Raw genomic sequence first — 24100 nt, forward strand, 5'->3', positions numbered from 1 at the left:
TGCACACGAAGAACACGACCATGACCACCATCCGCTGCTCCTGGGCCAACCCGGCCAATCCCCGCTATCTCGACTACCACGATACGGAGTGGGGCGTACCTTGCCACGACGAGCGCCGGCTGTTCGAGATGCTGAACCTGGAAGGCGCGCAGGCTGGCCTGAGCTGGGAAACCATCCTCAACAAGCGCGACACCTACCGCGCCGCGTTTGACGACTGGGACGCGGAAAAGATCGCCGCGTATGGCCCGGACAAGGTGGCGCAGCTGCTGGCGGACCCCGGCATCGTGCGCAACTGCCTGAAGGTGGCGGCCGCCATCACGAATGCGCAAGCCTATTTGCGCCTGCGCGCGCAAGGCCAGACCCTGGACAGCTTCCTGTGGGCGTATGTCGATGGCCAGCCCATCGTCAACAGCTGGCAGCCGGGTGAATTCCCCGCCAAGACGGCATTGTCCGACCAACTGTCGAAAGACTTGCTCAAGCTGGGCTTCAAGTTCGTCGGCTCGACCATCATCTACGCCTACATGCAGGGCATCGGCATGGTCAATGACCATGCGCCCGCCTGCTTTTGCCGCGCGGGGCGCTGATGCACCGCGCGCTCGTCCTGCTCGACACGGATTTTGACGGCGCCCGCTTGCGTGCCGCCTGTGCGGCGCATGGGGGGCGCCGCCTGCATTACATCGCGCTGGCGCCGCGTCCCGTCGATGCGCGCCACTTGCCCGAAGAGTGGCGTGCGCAATGGCCGCCCTGCGTGCCGGGCTTGCACCGCATGGTGTCGCACGATGGCTTCGTCACGCTCGATGTGCTGATCGGCGAGGCCGATGCCTGCCTGGCGCAACTGTCGGCGCGCGTCGATGAAGTACACCTGGCCTGGGTGCCGCCAGCCACGCCGGTGCTGGCGCGCCTGATGGCTGATGGCGCCCGTCTGCAAGCCGTGCATCTGGACGAGGCGCAGCGCGCGGCCCTGCAAAAGAATGGCTTTGTTTTTGACGAGAGCCGTTTGCGCGCCGTGTTTTATGCGCGGCGCGCAGAGTACGCGGCCGTCACCGTGCCCGAGCGGCGCGCCATCGTCATCGGCGCGGGTGTGGCCGGCGCGGCCGCCTGCGAACGGCTGGCCGCGCGCGGCTGGAAGGTGACCCTGGTCGAGCGCCACATGCAACCGGCCAGCGAGGCCTCGGGCAACCTGGCCGGCATCTTCATGCCGCTGATGTCGAAGGACGACAATATCGCCACGCGCCTGGTGCGCGCCGCCTACCTGTATTCGCTGAACCGCTGGAAAGACCTGGGCGGCATCGGCGCCGCCATCGAGGGTGCGCAAAGCGGCGTGCTGCACCTGGCGCGCGACGGCGCGCATGCGCAGGTGCAGCGGCAGATCGCCGCCAGTGGCCTGTATCCGCGTGAATTCGCCCGCTGGCTGGAAGCGCCCGAGGCGACCGCCATGCTGGGCGCACCGGCGCCCGATGGCGCCTGGTGGTTCGAGCAGGGTGGCTGGGCGCGCCCGTCTTCCGTCTGCGCGGCCATGCTGGACGCCTGCGGCGCCTCGCTCACGCGGCGCTTTTCCAGCAGCGCCTTGCGCCTGGAGCGCGGCGACCAGGAATGGCTGGTGCGCGATGCGGACGGCGCCCTGATCGCGGCTGCACCCAACGTCATCCTGGCGGCGGGGACGGGTGCCGTCGATTTCGAACAGGCGGCCGGCCTGCCGCTGGACGCCGTGCGCGGCCAGGTCACGCACCTGGCCGAAGGAAGCTTGCCATCGTTGCCGTTCGTCGTCTGCCGCGAAGCCTACATGACGCCGGCGCACCAGGGCATCGTGTGCGTGGGCGCCAGTTACGACGCGGACGCGGACACCAGCTTGCGCCCATCGAGCCAGGAAGACAATATCGCGAAGATCGCCGATATCCTTGGCGTGGCCCCGTTCGCCGCGCCGCTGGCCGGGCGCACGGGCTTTCGCTGCATGGCACCGGACCGCCTGCCGCTGGCGGGCGCCTTGCCCGACCCCGGCGTACCGGGCCGCTGCGAGCGCCTGCGCGACGTGCCGCGCTGGCCCGGCCTGTTTGGCTTGCTCGGCTACGCCTCGCGCGGCCTGATCTGGGCGCCGCTGGCGGCCGAGCTGCTGGCGTGCCAGCTGGAGGGGGAGCCGCTGCCGCTGGAACGCCAGTTGGCAGAGGCGCTTGATCCTGCGCGTTTTCTACTTCGCGAACGCCGCCGCGCTTCCTGAGGACACCTAAAGGCAAATTCCGGGGTCAGACCCGGCGGGTCTGACCCCGGCTTTACGCTGCAATATCTCCATATACGTTTTTCAGCTTTCCAAACTCTTTTTAATTTGTTTTCCGAACAACATAAGTTCGCTACAGTGGACTCGTGCTGGTTTTTGACGACGGAAGAAAGAGGTGGAAAGATGGCTGCTGCAGAACTGATTTTCGATCCCCGCGCCGCGCATGGCGAGGCGGCTTTTGACGAGGTGCTCAATCTCGCGCGTACTCAGGCGCAGGCGCAGGGCTTGCCGTATGCGGGCATCGTCAGCGCGCAGGATGCGTGGCAACTGGTGCAGGCTGGCAAAGCCGTGCTGGTCGACGTGCGCACGCATGAAGAACGCACGTTCGTCGGCTACGTGCCCGCCTCGCTGCACGTGGCGTGGGCCACCGGCACGGCCATGAACCGCAATCCCCGCTTTACGCGCGAACTGGAAGCGAAGGTGGGCGGCAAGGAGGCCGTCGTGGTGCTGCTGTGCCGCAGCGGCAAGCGCTCGGCCGCGGCCGCCGAAGCGGCGGCCAAGGCCGGTTTCACGCACGTCTTCAATATCGCGCAAGGCTTCGAGGGCGACCTCGACGAACAGCAGCAGCGCGGCCACAGCGGTGGCTGGCGCTGGCATGCGCTGCCCTGGCTGCAAGACTGAGCCTCTTCCCGGGACCACCATGAACCAGCGAGCCATTCCCCCTGCCTCTCTTGCCGCACAGCCGCAATGGGAACTGCGCCAGATCGTCGATGAATTGCGCGCCGTGCGCGAGCAGTGGCGCGAAGGATTGGCCAGCAACCAGGAGTGCGGCGCGCGCGAATTCCCGTCGCGCCAGCACTTGCACGACATCATCAAAGCCCTGTGCGCGGCGCTGTTTCCCATGCGCCTGGGGCCCCTCGACCTGCAGCAGGAGAGCGAAGATTTCTTTGTCGGCCACACGCTCGACACGAACCTCACGGGCTTGCACGAACAGGTGCGGCGCGAACTCAGTTACCACGCGCGCCAGCACGGCTTGCAGCAGACGGTCTCCATCGAACAGCAGGCGCTGGCCATCGTGCAGCGCTTCGCCCGCGCGCTGCCGCGCATCCGCACCCAGCTCGACACGGACGTGGCGGCCGCCTTCCATGGCGACCCGGCCGCGCACAGCGTCGATGAAGTGCTGCTGTGCTATCCGGGCATCCTGGCCATCATCCATTACCGCCTGGCGCACACCCTGTATGCGCTGGGCGCGCCGCTGGTGGCGCGCATCATCGCCGAAGTGGCCCATTCGCAGACGGGCATCGACATCCACCCGGGCGCCATCATCGGCAGCAGCTTTTTCATCGACCATGGCACGGGCGTGGTGATCGGCGAGACGGCCATCATCGGCGAACGCGTGCGCATCTATCAAGCCGTCACCCTGGGCGCCAAGCGCTTTCCCGCCGGCGCCGACGGCGTGCTGAAAAAGGGACTGGCGCGCCACCCCATCGTGCAGGACGACGTGGTCATTTATGCGGGCGCGACGATCCTGGGACGGGTGACCATCGGCCAGGGCTCCGTCATCGGCGGCAATGTCTGGCTGACCCGCAGCGTGGCGCCCGGCAGCCATGTCACGCAAGCGCACAACCAGCAGGAGGCACCGGAATTGCCGGCGCCATCCCACCCCGCCTTTGCCCACCACCCATGAGGACAGCATGTTGATCAAACAGTTTGGACTGGCCGTGCGCCAGTTGCGTGAAGGGCATGGCTGGTCGCAGGAGCGGCTGGCCGAAGCGGCCGACTTGAACCGCTCGTTCATCGGCGAAATCGAACGGGGCGCCGCCACGCCGTCGCTGCTGACGGTGGAAAAACTGGCCGTCGCGCTGGGCATCGGCCTGGCCGGATTGATGGCGCGCTGCGAGCCGGAATTGGTGGAGTAAAGCGGTTGGATTAAGTGCCGTGATGATGGCGATAGCATGTTGAGAAAAAGAGAGGGGCGTCCGATACTTTATTCGTTTTTCAGATAAGCATATTCACTTTTCTCATCAGGAGTAGTCATGGCAGAAGCAACAGAGAACCAGTTCGCGCTGGGCGATAACGCCGCGCGCCAGCTGGCCAATGCAAGCAAGAGCATCCCCCAGTTATCCACGATCACGCCGCGCTGGCTCGTGCACCTGCTGCAATGGCTGCCCGTGGAAGCGGGTATCTACCGCCTCAATCGCGTGAAAAATCCGAAGGACGTGCGCGTCGCCTGCTCGCAGCGCGACGAGTCGGAACTGCCGCAAACCTTCGTCGACTACGACGACCAGCCGCGCGAATATTTTCTCAACGCCGTCAGCACGGTGCTCGATGTGCACACGCGCGTGTCGGACCTGTACAGCAGCCCGCACGACCAGATCAAGGAGCAGCTGCGCCTGACCATCGAGACGATCAAGGAGCGCCAGGAAAGCGAATTGATCAACAATCCCGACTACGGCCTGCTGGCCAGCGTGCATGACGACCAGCGCATCTTTACCCTGACGGGCGCACCGACGCCGGACGATCTCGACGAACTGCTGACGAAAGTGTGGAAAGAGCCGGGCTTTTTCCTCGCCCATCCGCTGGCCATCGCCGCCTTTGGCCGCGAATGCACGCGCCGCGGCGTGCCGCCGCCGACCGTCAGCCTGTTCGGTTCCCAGTTCCTCACGTGGCGCGGCGTGCCGCTGGTGCCATCGGATAAACTGCCGATCGAAGACGGCAAGACGAAGATCATTTTGCTGCGTGCGGGCGAACAGCGGCAGGGCGTGATCGGCCTGTTCCAGCCTGGTCTGGCGGGCGGGCAAAGCCCGGGCCTGTCCGTGCGCTTCATGGGCATCAACCGCCATGCGATTTCGTCCTACCTGATTTCGCTGTATTGCTCGCTGGCCGTGCTGACCGACGATGCGCTGGCCGTACTGGAAGACGTGGAGATCGGTAAATACCATGACTACCCAGACACCTACAAGTGATGGCGCGGCGGGCTTGCCTGCCGTCCCGTTCTTACCCGACGAAGCGACCTTGAACCGCCTGGCCGGTGAATTCTTTGCCCGCTTGCCGGGGTTGGCCCCCGCGTCGGACAAGTCACCCAGCCTCGGCGGTTCCGGCAGCGTGCTCGATGCGGCGCCCCGCTATGCGAACCGTCCGCCGCCGCAGCCCGGCCCTTCCTTCGCCGCCATCGCCCCTGGCGTGGCGACGGCGCAAGTGCCGCCCGTGACGGCGCCGCTGGAGGCACCGATTGCGCCGGCGCCCGCATCGATTCCCACGCCGCGTGCGTCCGCCGTCAGTGCGCCGTCGCCATATTATTTTGTCGGTGGCGCGCATGGTTATCCGGCGTCGAACGGCAAGCTCGATGGCCTGGCGCAGCAGGGTCTGGGACAGGCCGCGCCGCAGCAGGCACCCGCGCGCCAGCTGCCCGTATCGCCGGCGAACAGCCAGCCCGTGTTCTACTTCCAGACCGAGCTGCCCTCGGCGACGAAGCCGGGCCAGCACCAGACGCCGGCGCCATTCGACGTGCATGCCGTGCGGCGCGATTTTCCCGTGCTGGCGGAGCGCGTCAACGGCAAGCCGCTGGCCTGGTTCGACAATGCGGCCACCACGCACAAGCCGCAGTCGGTGATCGACCGCGTGTCGTATTTCTATGCGCACGAGAATTCGAACATCCACCGCGCCGCGCACGCATTGGCGGCGCGTGCCAGCGACGCGTACGAGGCCGCACGCGCCAAGGTGGCCAATTTCCTCGGTGCGGCTTCACCCAATGAAATCATTTTCGTGCGGGGCGCCACCGAGGGCATCAACCTGATCGCCAATACCTTTGGCCGCAAATACATCGACAGCGGCGACGAGATCATCGTCTCGCAGCTCGAGCACCACGCCAACATCGTGCCGTGGCAGCAGCTGGCGGCGGAAAAGGGCGCGACCCTGCGCGTGATTCCCGTCGACGACAGCGGGCAGATACTGCTCGATGAATTCCGCAAGCTGCTCAACGGCCGCACCAGGTTGGTGTCCGTGACGCAGGTGTCGAATGCATTGGGCACCGTGACGCCCGTGGCGCAGATCATCGCGCTGGCGCATGCGGCCGGTGTGCGCGTGCTGGTCGATGGCGCGCAAGCCGTGTCGCATCTGCGCGTGGACGTGCAGGCGCTGGGTGCGGATTTCTATGTGTTCTCGGGCCACAAGGTATTTGGCCCGACGGGCATCGGCGCCGTGTATGGCAAGGCGGACTTGCTCGAGCAATTGCCGCCATGGCAGGGCGGCGGCAACATGATCGCCGACGTCACGTTCGAGCGCACCGTCTACCAGGGCGTGCCGAATCGTTTCGAGGCGGGCACGGGCAATATAGCCGATGCCGTGGGCCTGGGCGCTGCCATCGATTACGTGCAGCGCATCGGCCTGGAAAACATCGCCGCCTACGAGCACGCGCTGCTGGAATACGCGACGCACCACTTGCAATCGATTCCCGGCGTGCGCCTGATCGGCACGGCGATTGAAAAGGCGAGCGTGGCTTCGTTCGTGCTGGCCGGCTACGAGCCGGCGGAAGTGGGGCGCGCCCTGAACGACGAGGGCATCGCCGTGCGCTCGGGCCACCACTGCGCCCAGCCGATTCTGCGCCGCTTCGGCGTGGAAGCGACCGTGCGGCCATCGTTCGCCTTCTACAACACGTATGAGGAAATCGACCGCATGATCGTCGTGGTCAAGCGCCTGGCGGGTGCGCGCCGCTGATCTTGCCTGTTTGTCAGCCTGATGCCGCCCTTGCGCAAGCGGGGGCGGCATTGTTGCGTCATGTCACGGACTTTACGCGTGGCTGGCTGGCGCCCGCAGGCTGGCGGTATAATTTATCCTTGGCAATATTGAAGCTGCGGCCCAAGGAGATATCCGGTGGAAGATCAACACAGCTCGCCCGAGCTATTCCTGTTCCTGGCGTCGACCGTGCACGACATGAAAAACTCGATCAGCGTGGTCAGCGGCACGTTGGAATCGCTGCTGGCGGCCGAGCAGGCGAAAACGGCCCCCCAGGCCGACCCCGCCTACCTGCAGATGGCGCAGATGCTGTACCAGACCAAGCGCCTCAACGATAACCTGATCCAGCTGCTGGCCCTGTACAAGGAAGTGGGCAAGCCCGGCTACCCGTTCGACGTGCAGCCGCAGCTGGTGAGCCAGGTGGTCGACCAGGTGGTGGACCAGGAAAAGATCCTGCTGGCCTCGAAAGGCATCGCCCTGGAGACGGCCTGCCCGCCAGAGCTGATCTGGACCCTCGATGAAGATCTGGTCATCGGCGTGCTCGCGCATGCGATCAACAACGCCATCCGCTACACGAAGGACACGATCCGCCTGTCCGTGCGGGAGCACGGCGGCATGCTCGAGCTGCGCGTGGAAGACAATGGCGACGGCTATACGCAGGCCTTGCTCGACGCGGGCAGCGCGGCCATGGATGGCATGGCGGCCGGCGTGAATTTTTCCACCAATAGCACGGGACTGGGCCTGTATTTTTCCAGCGAAGTGGCAAAGATGCACAAGCACCGGGGCAGCAGCGGCAGCATCGCGCTGGAAAATGGCGGCGCCCTGGGCGGCGGCTGCTTCATCCTGCGCCTGCCCTGAACGAGGAACCCATGACGACAGACAGCCACGCCACCGCCGCCGAAGCGGGCAGCACCGACTGGGCCGACAAACATTATCTGCTGGTCGACGATTTCATCGGCATCCGCATCTTGCTGCGTGAATCCTTGCGCAACCTGGGCGCGCGCCATATCGACCAGGCGGCCAGCGGCGGCGAAGCCATGAAGCTGCTGGCCAAGACGCGCTACGACGTGGTGCTGTGCGATTACAACCTGGGCGAAGGCAAGAACGGCCAGCAAGTGCTGGAAGAGACGCGCGTGCGCAACCTGACGGCGCCATCGAGCGTGTGGCTGATGGTGTCGGCCGAGAAAAGCGTGGAATCCGTGATGGGCGCGGCCGAGCACCAGCCCGACGCGTATCTGATCAAGCCGATCACGGAAGGCGTGCTGCTGACGCGCTTGAACCGCGTGTGGCACAAGAAGCAGGTGTTTCGCGAAATCGACCAGGCCTGCATGGAAAAGGATTATCTGCGCGCGGCCAAGCTGTGCGACGCGCAGATCGAAGTCAACAAGCTGCACGAGCTGGAATTGCTGCGCATGAAGGCGTCGTTGCTGCTGAAAAGCGGCGAGCCGGAAAAGGCCCGTGCCGTGTACGAAAAAGTCTTGGCCGAGCGCGATTACAGCTGGGCCAAGGCGGGCCTGGGCAAGATCCGCATGAACAACGGCGAGCACGAGGCGGCGCGGCAAATCTTCCAGGGCGTGATCGTGGAAAACAAGTACTACATCGATGCCTACGACCAGATGGCCGTCGCCTACCAGCTGATGGGCCAGCACGAAGAGGCCTGCGGCGTGCTGGAAAAGGCGGCGCGCCTGTCACCCAATTCCGTGCCGCGCCAGCGCAACCTGGGGCTGGCAGCCCTGAAGGTCGGCAATGTCAGCATGGCGGAAAAGGCCTTTCGCAAATGTATTTCCATCGGCGAGTTTTCCGTCATGAAGACGCCGGACGCTTACCTGGGCCTGGCGCGCGTGTGCGGCCTCAAAAAGGATGCCAAGGAAGCGCTGCAATGGCTGCTGCTGGCGCAGCGCGAATTCTCGCCCGAGCAGATCGGGCTGCGCGCGAAGATCACGGAAGGCATGGTGCACCACGAAACGGGCGACTACCGGCGCGCGCGCAAGTGCGGCGACGAACTCGAAGCGATGCTGGCCGAAGACCCGGCGCGGCCCGAGAAAAGCATTTGCATGGAACTGGCGACCCTGCTGTTCGCCGTCGGCGTCAAGGATGCGCCGGCCGGCCTGCTGTGCTACGTGGTCAAGAACAACCACGATAACCAGGTGGTGCAGGACGAAGTGCAGAAAATTTTCGACAAGGCCAAGATGGGCGACGAGGGCACGAGCCTGATCATCGCCTCGCGCAAGGAAGCGTCGGACTTGATGAACAAGGGCGTGCTGCTGTGGAAGACGGACAAGCTCAACGAAGCCGTGGCCTGGATGCGCACGGCGCGCGACAAGCTGCCGAACAACTTACGCATCCTGTTCAATTCCGCGCAAATCATCGTGTCGTTCCTGGAGCAGCGCGGCTACCAGGCGGAATTGGCGGCCGAAGCCATGGAAGTGTTGTTGTATGTGGACAAAATTGCACCAGGGCAGCAGCGCTTCGCGCAATTGATGGAGCAACTGGTGCAGTTGACGCCGCCGCCCGGGCCGGAAGAGGCCGTCGTGGTAGCGGAAAAAGCGCCGCCGGTGCCGGAAAAAGGGGGAAAAGTCGTGCGTGAGCGTGCCGGATGATAAACTAGGGGCCAGCGTGGGTTCGCCCGTGCTTGAGTTGCTCTACAACAATAAGGAAGAAACTATGCGTGATGTGGTCAATGAAGTATACAAAAAAATGAAAGTCGGCGCCGTTGCCTGGGTACGCCCGGTCGCCGCCAAGGGAGACACGCTGGAAACATTCCAGTCTTCGTACGAGCACGCCAAGGCGCTGGCCGACGAAGGCCTGATCACGATCGGTGACGTAAAACGCCAAGCCGACAATCAGATCGAGGCGATCCGCATTCATCGTATCGCCTGATCATATCGCCAGCTTGAAACATCAGGCCTTGCCTGGTGCTTTCGACTTGGGTGCCGTGCGCTTTGCCGGCGCCTTGCGCAGCGGGGCCTTGGCCTTGGCTGCCGTGCCTGCTTCAGCGGGTTTGGCGGATTTGCCGGCCGCTGGCTTGGCCGTCGCTCCAGCCGCTCCACCGCCAAAACTGGCAGCATCGGGCGACATGGCTGTCGACACGGCCTGCTTGAACTGATCTTGTAACAAATTCCACCAGGCACTTGGATTGGCCAGCTGGGCTGCCGCCTGGCTGCCGGCATCGCTGGGCACCGCCGCAGCCGGTTCCGGTGCGGGGGCAGGCGCCGGCTTTGGTTCAGGCGCTGTCGCCGCAGCTGTGGGTGCCGCTTGCTGGAAAAATGCGGAAGCGTAGGGTACCGATTCAAACACGGATTTCTCGCTGGCGCCGGGCTGGGTAATGGCTGCCGCCAGAGAAGCGCCCATTGATTTCAGGGTAGCGATGGTGCCGCGCTGCACTTCCAATGCCTGAATACTGCCGCGCAGCATGCTGGTATTGAGGTTCAGCCAGGCTTCGACGGCTTTCAAGTCATTGATTTTCTTGTCCAGCTCTTCCACCGACATGGTGGGCGCCGTGATGCCAGGCACGCCCATGCCGGGCACGCTCATGCTGCCCCACAGGTTCTTGACGAAGTCGAGGGTGTCGGTCACAACTGCTGCGCCCGGCATTTGGGGCATTTGCGGGTTTGCCATGCGAAATCTCCTGGTAGGTGGATGTGCCTAGCGTAGCAGATATCAGCTTGCAACTGACGCAAAGCCGCCAACATTTTCTTACATAAAACAGCAGGAGTTGAGTACGGGCAAGAAGCGGGAAGTAGGGGGAAGGCGTTACACTACGGCCTATGATGCCTGACTCCTTCTTTTCGCCACCGCGCCGCCGCACCGTCATTTTTGTCGCGGTCATCGGCGCACTGCATTACGTGGCGCTGGAATGGCTCACCTCGCGTGCCAACATGGTGCCGCTGGGGCAGGATCATGCGCAGGTGGTCAGCATGGCCTTGATCGCCGAGCCGCCCGCACCCGTGCTGGTGCCGCCTCCGCCGCCCAAGCTGCGGCCCTTGCCCGAGCCCCGCTTGCCGCCACCGCCGCCGCCGACGGAGCTGCCGTCGAGCGACACGGCCCAGTTCACGGCGCCCGCCAGCGACGCGCCGCAAGGGCCGGTCACGCCAGCGGCACCGGCGGCCAGCGCGCCAGCCATCACGGCGCCACCGCCCGCCGTGGCGGAAGCACCGGCACCGGCCAGTCCGCCGCCACCGCCCGTCGAGCAGGCGCGGCGCTACAAGACGAATGCGCCTGCATCGGCCCAGTTCGACCTGCACGTGGACCGGCGCGATGCGGACGGTACCAAGTGGCAGGGCGTGGCCGCCATGGCGTGGGACAACCGGGGCGACACGTACCAGCTGAAACTGGAAGTGGGCTTGAGCATGCTGATCACGCGCATCAACCTGCTGGTGCTGACCAGCGAAGGCCTGATCGATGGCAGCGGCATCGTGCCCGTCACGGCGACGGAAAAGCGCAAGGGCCGCGCGCAAACAGCCACGCATTTCAACCGTGACGCCAAGGCCATCACGTTTTCGGCCACGACGGCCACGGCGCCATGGCAGGAGGGGGCGCAGGACAAGGCCACCGTGCCATTCCAGCTGGCCGCCATCGGCCGCGCCGACGTCAATCAGCTGGCGGGCAATATCGACATCCTCGTCGGCGAGGAAAAAGAAGCGACCGTGTTCCGCTTCCAGCTGGTGGGCGAGGAAGAACTGGAGACCAAGATGGGCCGCCTGGTGACCTGGCATTTGCGCCGGCCGCCGAAGCCCGGCACGTATTCGTCGCAGCTCGATATCTGGCTGGCGCCATCGATGCAATGGTATCCGGTACAAATACGCAATACCGAAGCGAACGGGGCGCTGACCACGCAAACCGTGACCCAAATTCGCGTCAATGACGCTACAGGAAAATAGATGACTACTTTGATAACTTTGAAACGTGTTCTGATCGCCAGCCTGCTGGCCGCCACCCTGAGCCCCGCCATGGCAGCGGACGCGCCCGTGGACCACCCCGTCATCAAGCGCCCGTACAAGCTGGCGCCGTCGGTCGACCTCGTCTATTCGATCAAGGCGAAGCAGCGCGGTATTGCGCTGTCCGGCGAATCGGTCAGCAACTGGCGCGCCGGCGACGGCAAGTACTCGCTGCTGGCTGAAACCAGGGCCGCCCTGTTCGGCAAGATCCTCGAGCAGCGCAGCGAAGGCACGGTCGACGATTACGGCCTGGCGCCGACGCAGTTCGTGGAAAAACGTTTTCGCAAGGAAGCGGCCACGACCACCTTCAAGCGCGACAGCAAGACCATCGTCTTCAGCGAAGGCGATGACAGCTATCCGCTGAAAGGCGGCGAGCAGGACCGCAACAGCACCGTCTGGCAACTGGTCAGCGTGGCGCGCGCCGCCCCCGAGAAATTCACACCCGGCTCGGAATGGAGTTTCTTCGTTGCCGGCCGCCACGACGCCGAGCCGTGGACCTTCAAGGTCGTCAAGCAGGAGACCGTCGCCACCGGCCAGGGTCTGGTGGAGGCCGTGCACCTGATCAAGGCGCCGCCGCCGGACAAGAAGGGGCAGCAAGTGGACCTGTGGCTGGCGCCGTCGCTGGAATGGTATCCCGTGAAGGTGACGTTCGCCGACGAAGACGGTGATTACGTGGAGCAAACCTTGCAAAAGGTCGTGCAGAAGTAAGTGCTTGCTGTTGTTGTGGGGTCAGACCCGCCGGGGGGAGGTGCCCAATGGGCGCATCCCGATTCCAAAGGAACTGACCCTTGTCCGCCCGTTTTCGCCATCAGGAGTCTTGATAAGCAGGCGCCAGCGTTGCGCCGTGTCCGCACCTCCCCCTCCCACGCGCTAAATTGCATGTCAGAACTGATATACTGACGCCCCCGCCCCGCAGCGCTGCGTTAGCCCGCTGCGCCGCCCGCTGAACACTCATCCGGAAAAGAATGATTGATATAATGGCAAGTGCAGCCGTGGCTACGGATGCAAATCAGACAGAGCAAGAGCATCACGATTCCTTGCAGGCGCATTTCCAGCCCAATATTTCGGCCGATGAAATAGAGCAAGTTTTTCACTTGAAGCGGGCGCAGCCTCTGCTGCAAGTGTTTACGGCCCTGTTCCACGGCGGTTTCGACGGCGTGCTGGTGCGTCTGCTCGTGTTGCGCGAACTCGCGTCCGATGCGGCCACGTCCGCCTATACGCGCGCCGATATCAACACGAAACTCGCCTACCTGTTGCCGGAAAGCCTGGAAACGGTCTTGCTGCGCCTGCGCTCGAACCAGTTGCTGGCCTGGGATGCGCAGCAGGGCGTGTACCGCGTGACGCCGATGGCGCGCAATGTGCTGTCGGCCATCGACAGCTTGCTGGGCCTGGGCCAGACGGAAGACGAAGCGGAAATGGGTTTTCTGCTGTCGCAGGTAGCGGGCGCGCAAGCCGTCGGCGGCGTGTCGGTTGAACAACTCCAGCATTTGCTGGGGCGCCTGGTGGATTTGACGGAGGAGTTCTCCGACGCCATCGCGTCCGGTTCCGAATTCCGGCTGCGCACGGCGCAGGCAAAGTGGAACATGGCGTGCGACTGGGTCGAGAAGGGTTCCGAAATCCTCGTGGCCATCACGTCCGATGAAAACGCGGATAGCGCCACGCACAAGGCGGCGCAGGCGATCGGCCGCGCGCAAAGCAAATTGCTGAACATGCAAGGCATGTTTTCGCGCGCCCTGAACCAGATCGAGCGCCAGCGCGTGCACCTGGGCCAGTCGGGCCTGTCGACCACGGACATCAAACGCTGGCTCTTGCTGCACGAAGACCTGGCCAGCCTGGCTGAAGGCGCCATCGACCAGCCCGTCGTGCCGCTGTTCTCCACGCCGGCCGAGATGATCGACGTTGCCGAAACGGAACTGCTGTCCGAACGGGCGGCAGGTATTACCAACACGGGCCTGCCCAGCGGAGAGGATGCGCCCACCACCATCAGCGACGGACCCGCCATGCAGCTTGAACTCGATGACCTGTTGGACCGCCTGTCGAACTTCGCCAGCCTGGGCAATTTCCCCAGCATCGGCGAAGAGGGGCCGAAGTCGGTGCCCGTGCAGGATTCCTTGCTGCCGGCCAGCTTTGCCGTGGCGTCATACCGCGCTTCGATGCTGCCGCTGCTGGGCGACGTGTCCGAAGCGAGCTTGCAAGGCTCGACGGCCGAACTGGCCCGCTTGCCGATTACCTTTACACCGACCGACGAGATGGTCCAACTGACCGACCCCCACGTGGCGGCCATGTCGATCGCCTCGCTTTCACTGAATGTTTCACTTGATTTAGATAGCGGCACCGCCGATGAATGACGATTCCCAAATCCTGATTGCGCGCCTGCTCACGCATCAAACCCTGCGCCGCGACGACAAGCTCGTCAAGCGCGTGCTGTCCGACGAGCTGTTCCGCGCCGAGATCGATGCGCGATTGCTGGCCTGCGGCTTGAAACTGCTCGACAACGTGTATGCCGACCACGTGACTTTGGCCCTGACGCGCACCATCGAGCCGAAGATTTTCGGCGCGCGCGACGTGTGGCAAAACAATAATTTCGGCCTGGCGCGCGATGGCGTGGCCTTGCTGGTGGTGCTGTGGGCGCAGATCATCCTGCCCAAGCGCGAACGCCAGGAAACGCACCAGCATGCGGACGATGACCAGAACGATATGTTCGGCACGGAAAAACCGCTGCCGCGCGCGGAAGACGCGTCGATCGGCATTTCCTACAAGGCGCTGCTGTCGGACTTCGGCGACAAGCTGGGCAAGAAGACGCGCATGGACATGAATCTGGGCACCCTGGCCAAGCTGGGCTTCATCGAGCGGCGCGGCGATTTCATCCTGGAAGGTCCGCTGCTGGACCTGATGATGGACACGGACGTCTTGAAAGAGCGCATCATCAACGGCGCCCTGGCCGACGTGTTCAAGCGGGCGCCGGCGCGCCTGGTGGCCGTCGACCTCGATGCTGACTTGTCCGCTGATTTGTCCGCCGATATCGGCGACCTGCCTGACGCTGGCGACGAGCCCGCGTCCGACCTTCCTCACTGAAAGCGCCCATGTTTCATATCAAATCACTTGAACTGGTGCACTGGGATTACTGGCAGCGCATCAAGAATATTCCGCTCGACGCGAAGATCATCACCATCGCGGGCCAGAACGGTTCGGGCAAGACCACCTTGCTCGACGCCTTGCGCACCCTGTTCGGCCTCGACTGTTCGATGGGGCGCACGTATAAACACTATGCGCGCCACTCGGGCCAGCAGACGGCCTGGCTGCGCGCCGTGGTCGACAACAAGAACGTGGGCAAGCAGTTGTCGAACCGGCCATTCCGCAGTTCCGGCTTCTTCAGCGACGATGAAGTAACCCTGTTTTGCCAGATCCAGAAAAATGGCGGCGACTGGAAGCGCCAGTATCTGATGCGTCCGGGCAATGTGCAGATCGAGGACATCACGGATGCCAACGACTGGCTCGGCGTGGAAAACTACCGCAAGCGCCTGGCCAATGCGGGCTTGTCGCCAGCCATGTCGAAAGTGCTGGCGCTGGAGCAGGGCGAGACGGACAAATTGTGCGAATATGCGCCGCGCCAGCTGCTCGACCTCGTATTCCAAGTGTTTGGCGACAAGGAAGTGCTGGATGCCTACGACGAAGCCAAGCGCCACCAGCGCGACACGGAAGTGGAGCTGAAACGTTTCGAGACGGAACTGGAAGCGTCGAAAACCAACCTGGAAGGCTTGCGCCTGCGCGTGGCCAATTACCACCAATGGGAAGGCTTGCATAAAGAGCGCCGCAACCTGCTGGAAGAAGTGCTGCCCAGCTTGCAATACCACGAGGCGCGCGAAAAAGCGGCCATCGCGAGCCGGCAATTGCGCGATGCGCGCAAGCCGATGGCGCAGGCGGACCAGCAACTGACCGATAAACGCAATGCGCTGGCCGCGCAAGCGAAGGCGCTGTCCGACGCGCAGATGAACGAGACCCTGCTGGAGCAGGAATCGATCGGCCTGCAGAGCCGCCTTTCCCTGATCAATGCCAAGCTGAAACCGCTGGACAGCCTGCTGGAACAGAAGGACCGCTTGCAGAAGCTGGCGGCCGATTCGGGCAGCGACATCGCCGAAGTGGCGGCCCAGCTGGAACAGAAGGAAGCGGAACTGCTGCGCCAGCGCCAGCAGCGCGACGCCCTGTCGGCGCGTATCACGGGCGAGCAGGCAACGATTGCAGCATTGCAAGGCAAGACGGCCATGCCGGAGCCGGACAATGTGCGCGGCATGCGCCGCGCGCTGCGCGACGCGGGGATCAGCCACGCCATGCTGTCGGACATCGTCGAAGTAACGGATAGCCGCTGGCAGGGCGCCGTCGAAGGCGTGCTGGGCGGTTATGCCTCCGTCGTCCTGCTCGACAAGGCCAAGGATGCGGCCGCCGCTTACCGCCTGGCCGAGAAGGAGCGCTACCGCCACTTCATCGTGCCCGACCTCGTGACGGCGCCCGTGGCGAAAGACGAAAGCTTGCTGGCCGTGGTGAAGTTTTCCGCGCCCGTACCCAGCTGGCTGATCGAGCAGCTGTCGCGCATTTCGCGCGTCGACTCCGTTGAAGCAGGCTTTAAATTGGGCAACCACGAAGAGTGGATCACGCCCGAGGCTTACCACCGCGAACGCCGCGGCGGACGCTCGCTGTTCGTGGAAGCGTCGCGCTACCGCTTCGGCCAGGCTGGCCGCAGCGGCCGCCTGGAAGCGCTGCTGCGCTCGCTGCCGGGCCTGGAAGGCCAGGAAGACACGCTCACCTTGGCGATCTCGAAGCTGGCGGCCGAAGTGGGCGCCTTGAAGGCGCGCATCGCCGGCGTCGACGCGGCCAAGGAACTGAGCGCACGCCAGGAAGAATTCGCCGAAGCGCTGCGCAATTCGAAGCCGCTCAAGGAAGAGCGCCTGGAAGTGGGCGGTCGCCTGGGCGAGTTGCAAAACCTGACGAAGAACGCCACTGTGGCGCGCACGCGTGCCGATACGGTGTGGCAAAACGCGCGCCTGGCTTTGTCGGAAGCGGAAGCCGGTTCGCGCCTAGGCTACAAGAAGCAGATTGAACAGCGCGCCGAACATGCGCGCGCCTTGCTGGCCCTGCGCCATGCGTGGCGCCACCTGCCGAAAAGCTGGCGCCGTCCCGCCCGCCGCGCCGCCCTCGTGGCCGAACACCAGAATGCGCACCAGGTCGATCTGCGCGTGGCCAGCCTGCAAAACAGCCTGGCGCGCGACGACTGGGAACTGGACGCCACCGTCATCGACCAGCATCACCGCCTGTCGGACCAGCTGCACGGCCGCCAGTCGGAAACGGACGAGCGCCGCTACCAGAACAACCGCGCCATCGAAGCGACGGGCAATGCCCGCGGCGCCTACATGGAGCGCTTGCGCTACACCATCAAGACCTACAGCAAGAACATCAAGGAGCTGGGCGAACTGGCCGGCATCGAAGTCCATGCCGACCCCGTGCGCCTGGAAAACGACGATGTGCAGCTGTCGCAGGCGGGCTTGCACGTGCGCTTCAAGTTCGATGGCAAGGGCGTCATCGGCATGAACGATGGAGAAGCGTCGGGCGGCCAGCAGGTGATGAAGTCGCTGGTGTTGTTGATCGGCCTGCTGAAATCGGAAGACGGTTCCGGCGGCTTCGTCTTCATCGACGAACCGTTTGCCCATTTGGATATCCGCAACATTCAGCTGGTCGGCGAGTTCCTGAAGAACACGGAAGCGCAATACCTGATGACGACGCCATTGACGCACAACACGGACGTCTACGATCCGTCGGAGCTCACTTTGATCACCAGCAAGAAGAAAAAGGATACCCAATGGGCGCAACCGATTTTCGTGCTGCAACGCCGGGTCGATCCGGCATCGGGCAAGGTGGCGTGATGCTGGTACGCACTTTGCTCGCATCTGCAGTACTGGCACTGGCGTGCTCGGCGCCAGCCGTGGCCAACGATGGCATCGGTTCCGTGAGCGCGGGTGGCATCCTGTTCGGCAAGACGGATGCCGTGGCCATGAAAAAGGAAGTGCTCAGCGTGAGCACGGACTTGATCAAGGTCGAGTATGAATTCCTCAATGAATCGGCCAAGGATGTGGAAGAGACGATCTTCTTCCCGCTGCCCGAATACTCGTCCGGCTACCACGGCTCGCCCACGTATTACGGCCAGCCGCAGCAGTTCACCGTCGACGTCGATGGCAAGCGCAAGGACTATCAAACCACCTTCGTCGCCAAGCTCGACGCCGAGGACGTGACGGCCCGCTTGCGCCAGCTGGGCCTGTCGGATGCGCAAATTGCCTATTTCCCCTCGCACACGCCGTTCGACAAGAAGGTGGCGCCGCTGACGGCCGCGCAGAGCAAGATCATGATACGCGAAGGCTTGCTGGCCCAGCTGTACGACGAGGAATGGGTACCGGCCTGGACCGTCAAAGTCATCTATCTGTGGCAGCAGAAATTCCCCGCCGGCAAAGTCGTGCGCGTGCGCCATCAATATGCGCCGTTCGTCGCGGCCGGTCCGGGCGCGTCCTACCTGGGCGATGGCGATACATTTGAAAAGAAATACTGTGGCGACAAGGCCTTCTACAAGACGTGGAACCGCCTGGCGGCCAAGCAGGGCGAAAGCGGCTTCGTCAATGCCGTGTGGGTGTCGTACATTTTGACGACCGGCAACACGTGGAAGAATGGCATCGAAGACTTTACCTTGAACCTGATCAAGGGCAAGCCGGACGAGCTGGTCAGCCTGTGCTTCCCGGGCACGTTCACCAAGATCAACCCCACCACCTTGCAAGTCAAGCTGCGCAACTTCCATCCGAAGCAGGATCTCGACGTGTACTTCGGCAATGTCGAAAGCGCGGGCGACCACGACGGCGTGGCGCCACGGATCCGGCCATAGCAATGAGCACGCAGGAAGCGCTGGCCGCGCGCCTGCGCGCCATCGCCCACGCCACGCCGTGGTGCATGCAAGCCCTGCACGCCGTGGCGCAGCTGGGCTTGCCCCACTGCTGCATCGGCGCCGGCGCCGTGCGCAACCTCGTGTGGGACGCCTTGCACGGCTACGCGCAACCGTCGGCATTGAGCGACATCGACGTGGCGTATTTCGATGCGCACGATGTGCATCCGGATAGCGAAACGCAGTTGCGCCAGCGCCTGGAAACCGTGCTGCCCGGCGTGCCGTGGGAAGTGTGCAACCAGGCCCGGGTGCACCTGTGGTTCGAAGGCGAGTTCGGCTATGCCGTGCCGCCGCTACTGTCGCTCGACGACGCCATCGCTTCCTGGCCCGAGTTTGCCACGGCGGTCGGCCTCCATCTGCAGCCTGACGGCGGGATCGGCATCATCGCGCCGCATGGCCTAGATGACCTGTTCGACATGGTGGTGCGGCGCAACCCAGTGCGCATCAGTCAGGACGGCTATGCGCAGCGCCTGGCCAGCAAGAACTATGCGGCGCGCTGGCCGCGCGTGACCATCATCGCTTGAAAAATGCTGGCGTAAAAGCAATTAAATACACTGTGGATACAGATTGCCTATAATTGCCAGTTATCCAATAGTGTTTTCCTGATCTCATGTCCCTGTCCATTTCCATGCCGCTGCGCCGCCTCGGCCGTTTGTTCTGCCTTTCCTCCGCCCTCGTGGCGCCCGCCGCCTGGGCCGGCAGCTATACCGATTTCCAGCAAGCGAGCGGCCAGCTGGAAGCGCTGATGGCCAAGGCGACGCCGCAAAGCGGCTTGCCGCGCCTGAGCGACCCTGGCGTGGCGCAGCTGTTTGCCCATATCGCCGACGGCCCGCGTCTGTTCCGGGCGCCCGTCGCGGCGCTGCAGGACATGAATCAGAGCGTGTCCCTGTGCGAACGGAGCACCAATCTGGGCAAGTCCTATTACCAATTTGGCCTCACGCGGCCGCTGCCGTTGTCGGGCGCCGAGTTGCAGCAGGCGCGCAGGGAACAAGTGACGCAGAACCTGGCCGATTACGGCGATGAAATGGCTGCCTTGTTCGCCTTTGGCATGCATTGCCATGCGCACTTGATTGGCTTGATGGAAAAGGAGTTCAGCAGCCAGCCCTTGTCCGAGGTGAGCAGTGCGGAGCGCATGCGCGCCCGCGCCTTCAGCAAGGGATCGAGCACCATGTTTGTGAACGTGGTGCAGTTCGTGCAAGTGCCGTTCTGGAACGTGGCGCAAAAGAAGCGGATGCTGGAAGCGGCGGGACAGCACGCCGCAGCGAATGCCAATCTGATGGCGCCGCCCTTGCGCGAGCGTTTGCTGACCAGCCTGGTCGATGCGGACAAGGATCTCGATCCGGCCCTTGCACCGGCGCTGGCGGCGATACGCCAGGCGCTGTCGGTGACGACGTGTACCGGCCTGTGCCAGTACTACTGACTGATGTGACTTACTCCGATGCCTGCAGCGGCTTGTTGCGCTGGCGCCAGCGCACGAGGCCCCACGCATACACGGCGTAGTAGCCGATGACGAGGCCGTAGGCGGCCATGGTCAGCGGACTCTGGCCGAACGGTGGCGGCGGCACGGGCACGTCCAGGCGCGTGTTCAGGTAGATTTCCATGCCGCGGTACAGCAGGCGGGCGATGAACAGCATCGTGATGGCTAGGCCCAGGTAGCGGTGCTGGGTAAAGAAGAAATCCTTGCCGACCTGTTCGAAGCGCGTCAGTTTCAATCCCAGCACGCCGAGCCAGCCGCCGGCCAGCGCGCCCGCGCCCAGGCTGGACAGGGGCAACAGCTCGAATTTCGTCGTCGTCGCCAGGAACAGCAGCAGCGCGGGAAAGACGACCGCCACGCTCCAGTGGCGCCACAGCTGCGACTTCTGGCGCGCCACCAGTTTCTTCAGACGCGAATAAATGCGCCAGACCAGCAGCGGGACCAGGAACAGCAGGGCGAGAGTAGTGGTTTCCATGTAGACATTCGGGTGCGGGTAAAACAGCGATTGTAAGCCAGATGGGGATGGGCGGCGATGCTTGTCAAACAGCAAAAGTTGCTGGTTGACATTTACATGGCATGAACGCACTATGCCCTGTCACACAGCGCCGCCATGAGCGGTGCGGTGCGCTTGCTTGTTGTCGCCACCTTCATACACTGGAGTTCCATGTCTACTCGTTTGCCTTTGCTGCCCATCACTGTCGGCCTGATGGCCTCGTCTTCCCTGGCCATGGCGCAAGATGGCGCGTATCAAGCCCCGCCAGCGCCTCTGCAAGCCATCGTCGATGCGCCGCGCGCGCCGACCCTGAGCCTGAGCCCGAAACGCAACCTGGCGGCCGTGCTGCCCACGCCATCCTTGCCCAGCATCAGCGAAGTGGCGCAGCCGGAACTGAAACTGGCGGGCTTGCGCATCAATCCACGCACGTATTCGGCCAGCCGTTTCAGTTTTCACACGGGACTGGGTTTGCTCGACATCGATACGCAGAAGGAAATCAAGGTCAGCGGCTTGCCAGCTTCGCCCCGCATCGCCGACCTGGCCTGGTCGCCCGACCAGCGCTACCTGGCGTTTACGCACATCGCCTTTGCCGATCCCGCCAAGGGCGTGAAGGAATCGGGCGTGGAACTGTGGCTGCTTGACGTGCAGACGAAAGCGGCGCGCAAGCTGGGCAATCAAGCCCTGTCGACCGTATATGGCCGCGGTTTTTCCTGGCTGCCAGACAGCAAGACCTTGCTGGTGCAACTGAAACCGGCCAAGCTGGGCGCGGCGCCCGTGGCGAGCGGCATTCCGACGGGCCCGTCCATCCAGGACAGCGTGCCGGGCGGCGGCGTCAAGCAATTGCGCACCTATCCCGACCTGCTGAAAAACGAACAGGATGCACAGCTGTTCGAGCACTACATCACCGTGCAGCTGGCCTTGCTGGACGTGGCGGGCAAGCAGCGCCTCGTGGGCCAGCCCGGCCAGTTCTCGCGCGTGGCGGCCTCGCCCGATGGCAAGCACTTGCTGACGACCAGCATCGTGCGTCCGTATTCCTACATCGTGCCGGCCTCCGACTTTGCGCACAAGATCGACGTGCGCGACCTGAATGGCAAGGTGGTGCATGCGGTGGCGGCCCTGCCGCTGGAAGAAGGTCTGCCGCCAGGCAATGATGCCGTGTCCGCCGGCGTGCGTTCCGTCAGCTGGCGCGTTGACGCGCCAGCCACCCTGGTGTGGGCCGAGGCGCAGGATGGCGGCGACCCGGCCAAGGTGGTCGAGATCCGCGACATCGTCTACACGCAGGCGGCGCCGTTCACCGCCAAGCCGGCCGTGCTGGCCAAGCTCGGCTCGCGCTATGCGGGCATCGCCTGGGGCCGCGGCGACCTGGCCCTGCTCAGCGAAGCGTGGTACAAGACGCGCGCCGTCAAGCAGTGGAAGATTTCGCCAGACCAACCTGCCGCGCCGGCCGACCTCGTGTATGCGGGATCGTTCGAAGACCGCTACAACGATCCGGGCCAGCCGGTGATGCGCGCCGACGCGGCCGGCTTGCCGCGCCTGCTGATCGCCTTTGACAACTCCATCCTGCTCGACGGCCAGGGTGCGTCGAAGGAAGGCGACCGTCCCTTCATCGACCGCCTGAACCTGGCGACGAAACAGAAGCAGCGCCTGTTCCAGAGCGCCGCGCCGTATTATGAAAACGTGGTGGCCGTGCTGGATGAGGACGGCAGCCGTTTGCTGTCGACGCGCGAATCGCCGACCGAGCAGCCGAATTACTATGTGCGCAACCTGAAGCAGCAGGGTGCGGCGCAATTGACGGCTCTCACGCATTTCCCCCATCCGCTGCCGCAATTGAAGGACGTGCAGAAAGAGCTGATCCGCTACAAGCGCGCCGACGGCGTGGACTTGACGGCGACCTTGATGCTGCCGCCGAACTACGACGCCAAGCGCGACGGTCCGCTGCCGACCCTGATGTGGGCATACCCGCAGGAATTCAAGACGGCCAGCGCCGCCAGCCAGACCAAGGGTTCGCCGTACAAATTCAATGCCGTCAGCTACTGGGGGCCGGCCGCCTTCCTGTCCATGGGCTACGCCGTGCTCGACAATCCATCGTTCCCCATCGTCGGCAATGGCGATCAGGAACCGAACGACACCTATCTGCCGCAGCTGGTGGCCGACGCCGAGGCTGCCGTCGAGGAGGTGGTGCGCCGCGGCGTGTCCGACCGCAACCGCATCGCCATCGGCGGCCACTCATATGGCGCTTTCATGACGGGCAATTTGCTGGCGCACACGCGCCTGTTCCGCGCCGGCATCGCCCGCAGCGGCGCCTACAACCGCACTCTGACGCCGTTCGGCTTCCAGGCGGAAGAGCGCTCGTTCTGGCAGGCGCCGGCCGTCTACCAGGCCATGTCGCCGTTTAATTATGCGGACAAGATCAAGGATGCGCTGCTGATGATCCACGGCGAGCAGGACAACAACTCGGGCACTTTCCCCATCCAGAGCGAACGCATGTTCCAGGCCGTCAAGGGACTGGGCGGCACGGCGCGCCTGGTGATGTTGCCGAACGAGAGCCACGGCTACCGCGCGCGCGAATCGATCATGCAGATGCTGTACGAAAGCAACAACTGGCTGGAGAAATATGTGAAGAACGCGGCGCCGCCAGCCGCCGACGCCAAGCCGGCAAGCAAATAAGGGCAGCGGCGCGCATCTCGTGGTATGGTCTTCCTTTGTCTGCAGGGAGGCCAGCCATGTCAGTCATCCATACCCACCGCGCGCCCGACCCGGCGCCCGTCGATGAACCCATGCCGGCGCCGGAGCCGCAAGAAGCGCCCGGGCGCCAGCCGGGGCCCGTGCACCCGGTGCCGCAGGACGATCCCGTGCCGCACCCGCACCCCAGTTAATCTCGTCAAGAAAGGCTGTTTTAGATGGCAATTGTCAAGGAAGTCTACACACGCAAAGTCAGCGGAGAATCGTTCGACTATGAACTCGACTACACCCAGGGCGCGGACGTGGCCTGGATTGCGCGCGTGTACCACGACGGCGTGCTGAAAGGCTCGCCGCACGGCGCGCTGACGGCCAACGTGCTGTCCGGCCCCGCGCTGGAACAGTATCTGCGCGCCTACGTCGAAGGCATGATCGAGCGGGGGCTCGACGTGGCCGAGTAAGCTGTTTTCGTTAGAGCAAAGAAAAGGGCGCCGAGGCGCCCTTTGTGTTTCTGCTGGTGTCGGTTTACGCGGCTGCGCCGCTAATCCGACCTACGCGCATGCACATGGAGCGTAGGTCGGATTAGCGGGGCAAC

The 24100-nt window shown here is 64.0% G+C and carries 23 protein-coding genes; 21 read left to right on the plus strand and 2 right to left on the minus strand.

Annotated elements, in window-relative coordinates; translation table 11 throughout:
• The first annotated feature begins 20 nt into the window (after positions 1 to 20).
• The 10 genes from AC54AG_RS22455 (at position 21) to AC54AG_RS22500 (ending at position 9826) form a co-directional block, all read left to right on the plus strand.
• The gene (locus AC54AG_RS22455) at positions 21 to 584 is read left to right on the plus strand and encodes a DNA-3-methyladenine glycosylase I (protein ID WP_496631612.1); all 564 of its coding nucleotides are present in this window, start codon (positions 21 to 23) and stop codon (positions 582 to 584) included.
• Positions 584 to 2215 (plus strand): FAD-dependent 5-carboxymethylaminomethyl-2-thiouridine(34) oxidoreductase MnmC1, encoded by a 1632-nt coding sequence (gene mnmC1 / locus AC54AG_RS22460; RefSeq protein WP_496631613.1) that lies wholly within the window; start codon positions 584 to 586, stop codon positions 2213 to 2215. Before AC54AG_RS22455 ends, mnmC1 begins: the two co-directional genes overlap by 1 nt.
• 180 nt (positions 2216 to 2395) lie before the next feature.
• Positions 2396 to 2893: a rhodanese-like domain-containing protein gene (locus tag AC54AG_RS22465; RefSeq protein WP_083292998.1), complete on the plus strand. Its 498-nt coding sequence runs from the start codon at positions 2396 to 2398 to the stop codon at positions 2891 to 2893.
• A 19-nt stretch (positions 2894 to 2912) separates the two neighbouring features.
• Positions 2913 to 3899, plus strand: coding sequence for a serine O-acetyltransferase EpsC (gene epsC, locus AC54AG_RS22470; protein WP_331778513.1), 987 nt, complete (start codon positions 2913 to 2915; stop codon positions 3897 to 3899).
• A 7-nt stretch (positions 3900 to 3906) separates the two neighbouring features.
• Complete coding sequence (locus tag AC54AG_RS22475; protein ID WP_034753446.1) at positions 3907 to 4131, plus strand: helix-turn-helix domain-containing protein; 225 nt, start codon at positions 3907 to 3909, stop codon at positions 4129 to 4131.
• Positions 4132 to 4248: 117 nt separating this feature from the next.
• Positions 4249 to 5178 carry a family 2A encapsulin nanocompartment shell protein gene (locus AC54AG_RS22480; protein WP_496631614.1) on the plus strand — a complete coding sequence of 310 codons (930 nt, stop codon included), beginning with the start codon at positions 4249 to 4251 and terminating at the stop codon, positions 5176 to 5178.
• Positions 5153 to 6928, plus strand: coding sequence for a family 2A encapsulin nanocompartment cargo protein cysteine desulfurase (locus tag AC54AG_RS22485; RefSeq protein WP_496631615.1), 1776 nt, complete (start codon positions 5153 to 5155; stop codon positions 6926 to 6928). Before AC54AG_RS22480 ends, AC54AG_RS22485 begins: the two co-directional genes overlap by 26 nt.
• 156 nt (positions 6929 to 7084) lie before the next feature.
• Entirely contained in the window at positions 7085 to 7804 is a 720-nt protein-coding gene (locus AC54AG_RS22490) for a sensor histidine kinase (RefSeq protein WP_070305412.1), read from the plus strand.
• 11 nt (positions 7805 to 7815) lie between these two features.
• Positions 7816 to 9546, plus strand: coding sequence for a tetratricopeptide repeat-containing response regulator (locus tag AC54AG_RS22495; protein WP_070305414.1), 1731 nt, complete (start codon positions 7816 to 7818; stop codon positions 9544 to 9546).
• On the plus strand, positions 9530 to 9826 hold the full coding sequence (locus tag AC54AG_RS22500) for a hypothetical protein (protein ID WP_230516689.1): 297 nt from the start codon (positions 9530 to 9532) through the stop codon (positions 9824 to 9826). Before AC54AG_RS22495 ends, AC54AG_RS22500 begins: the two co-directional genes overlap by 17 nt.
• Before the next feature lie 21 nt (positions 9827 to 9847).
• On the opposite strand, the gene AC54AG_RS22505 is transcribed toward AC54AG_RS22500, so the two are convergent.
• Complete coding sequence (locus AC54AG_RS22505) at positions 9848 to 10564, minus strand: PhaM family polyhydroxyalkanoate granule multifunctional regulatory protein (protein ID WP_496631616.1); 717 nt, start codon at positions 10562 to 10564, stop codon at positions 9848 to 9850.
• Positions 10565 to 10713: 149 nt separating this feature from the next.
• Here AC54AG_RS22505 and AC54AG_RS22510 point away from each other — a divergent pair, with 149 nt between their 5' ends.
• The 8 genes from AC54AG_RS22510 to AC54AG_RS22545 all read left to right on the plus strand — a co-directional run bounded on the left by AC54AG_RS22510 (position 10714) and on the right by AC54AG_RS22545 (position 20279).
• A complete protein-coding gene (locus AC54AG_RS22510; RefSeq protein WP_496631617.1) occupies positions 10714 to 11826 on the plus strand; it encodes a DUF3108 domain-containing protein in 1113 nt (370 codons plus the stop codon).
• On the plus strand, positions 11827 to 12591 hold the full coding sequence (locus tag AC54AG_RS22515) for a DUF3108 domain-containing protein (protein ID WP_496631618.1): 765 nt from the start codon (positions 11827 to 11829) through the stop codon (positions 12589 to 12591). It abuts the gene before it with no gap.
• Between the two features lie 269 nt (positions 12592 to 12860).
• A complete protein-coding gene (locus AC54AG_RS22520; RefSeq protein WP_128141393.1) occupies positions 12861 to 14231 on the plus strand; it encodes a hypothetical protein in 1371 nt (456 codons plus the stop codon).
• Complete coding sequence (locus AC54AG_RS22525; protein WP_034753458.1) at positions 14224 to 14958, plus strand: hypothetical protein; 735 nt, start codon at positions 14224 to 14226, stop codon at positions 14956 to 14958. The genes AC54AG_RS22520 and AC54AG_RS22525 overlap by 8 nt, the downstream gene beginning before the upstream one ends.
• Before the next feature lie 8 nt (positions 14959 to 14966).
• The gene (locus AC54AG_RS22530) at positions 14967 to 17798 is read left to right on the plus strand and encodes an ATP-binding protein (RefSeq protein ID WP_496631619.1); all 2832 of its coding nucleotides are present in this window, start codon (positions 14967 to 14969) and stop codon (positions 17796 to 17798) included.
• The gene (locus tag AC54AG_RS22535; protein WP_496631620.1) at positions 17798 to 18802 is read left to right on the plus strand and encodes a DUF4424 family protein; all 1005 of its coding nucleotides are present in this window, start codon (positions 17798 to 17800) and stop codon (positions 18800 to 18802) included. The genes AC54AG_RS22530 and AC54AG_RS22535 overlap by 1 nt, the downstream gene beginning before the upstream one ends.
• A 2-nt stretch (positions 18803 to 18804) precedes the next feature.
• Entirely contained in the window at positions 18805 to 19383 is a 579-nt protein-coding gene (locus AC54AG_RS22540; protein ID WP_496631621.1) for a nucleotidyltransferase family protein, read from the plus strand.
• A gap of 86 nt (positions 19384 to 19469) precedes the next feature.
• Positions 19470 to 20279, plus strand: coding sequence for a hypothetical protein (locus AC54AG_RS22545; RefSeq protein WP_496631622.1), 810 nt, complete (start codon positions 19470 to 19472; stop codon positions 20277 to 20279).
• A gap of 10 nt (positions 20280 to 20289) precedes the next feature.
• Here the strand turns inward: AC54AG_RS22545 and AC54AG_RS22550 are convergent, their stop codons facing one another.
• Entirely contained in the window at positions 20290 to 20808 is a 519-nt protein-coding gene (locus tag AC54AG_RS22550; RefSeq protein WP_034753462.1) for a CcdC protein domain-containing protein, read from the minus strand.
• Between the two features lie 189 nt (positions 20809 to 20997).
• Here AC54AG_RS22550 and AC54AG_RS22555 point away from each other — a divergent pair, with 189 nt between their 5' ends.
• Genes AC54AG_RS22555 through AC54AG_RS22565 form a run of 3 tightly spaced genes read left to right on the plus strand, consistent with a single transcriptional unit; the run spans position 20998 to position 23966 of the window.
• Positions 20998 to 23493 (plus strand): alpha/beta hydrolase family protein, encoded by a 2496-nt coding sequence (locus AC54AG_RS22555; RefSeq protein ID WP_072457076.1) that lies wholly within the window; start codon positions 20998 to 21000, stop codon positions 23491 to 23493.
• Positions 23494 to 23549: 56 nt separating this feature from the next.
• Entirely contained in the window at positions 23550 to 23702 is a 153-nt protein-coding gene (locus tag AC54AG_RS22560) for a hypothetical protein (RefSeq protein ID WP_175444616.1), read from the plus strand.
• A 24-nt stretch (positions 23703 to 23726) separates the two neighbouring features.
• Positions 23727 to 23966 (plus strand): hypothetical protein, encoded by a 240-nt coding sequence (locus tag AC54AG_RS22565; RefSeq protein ID WP_034753464.1) that lies wholly within the window; start codon positions 23727 to 23729, stop codon positions 23964 to 23966.
• The last annotated feature ends 134 nt before the right edge of the window (positions 23967 to 24100 follow it).

The organism is Janthinobacterium sp. BCJ23 (genome assembly GCF_059617945.1).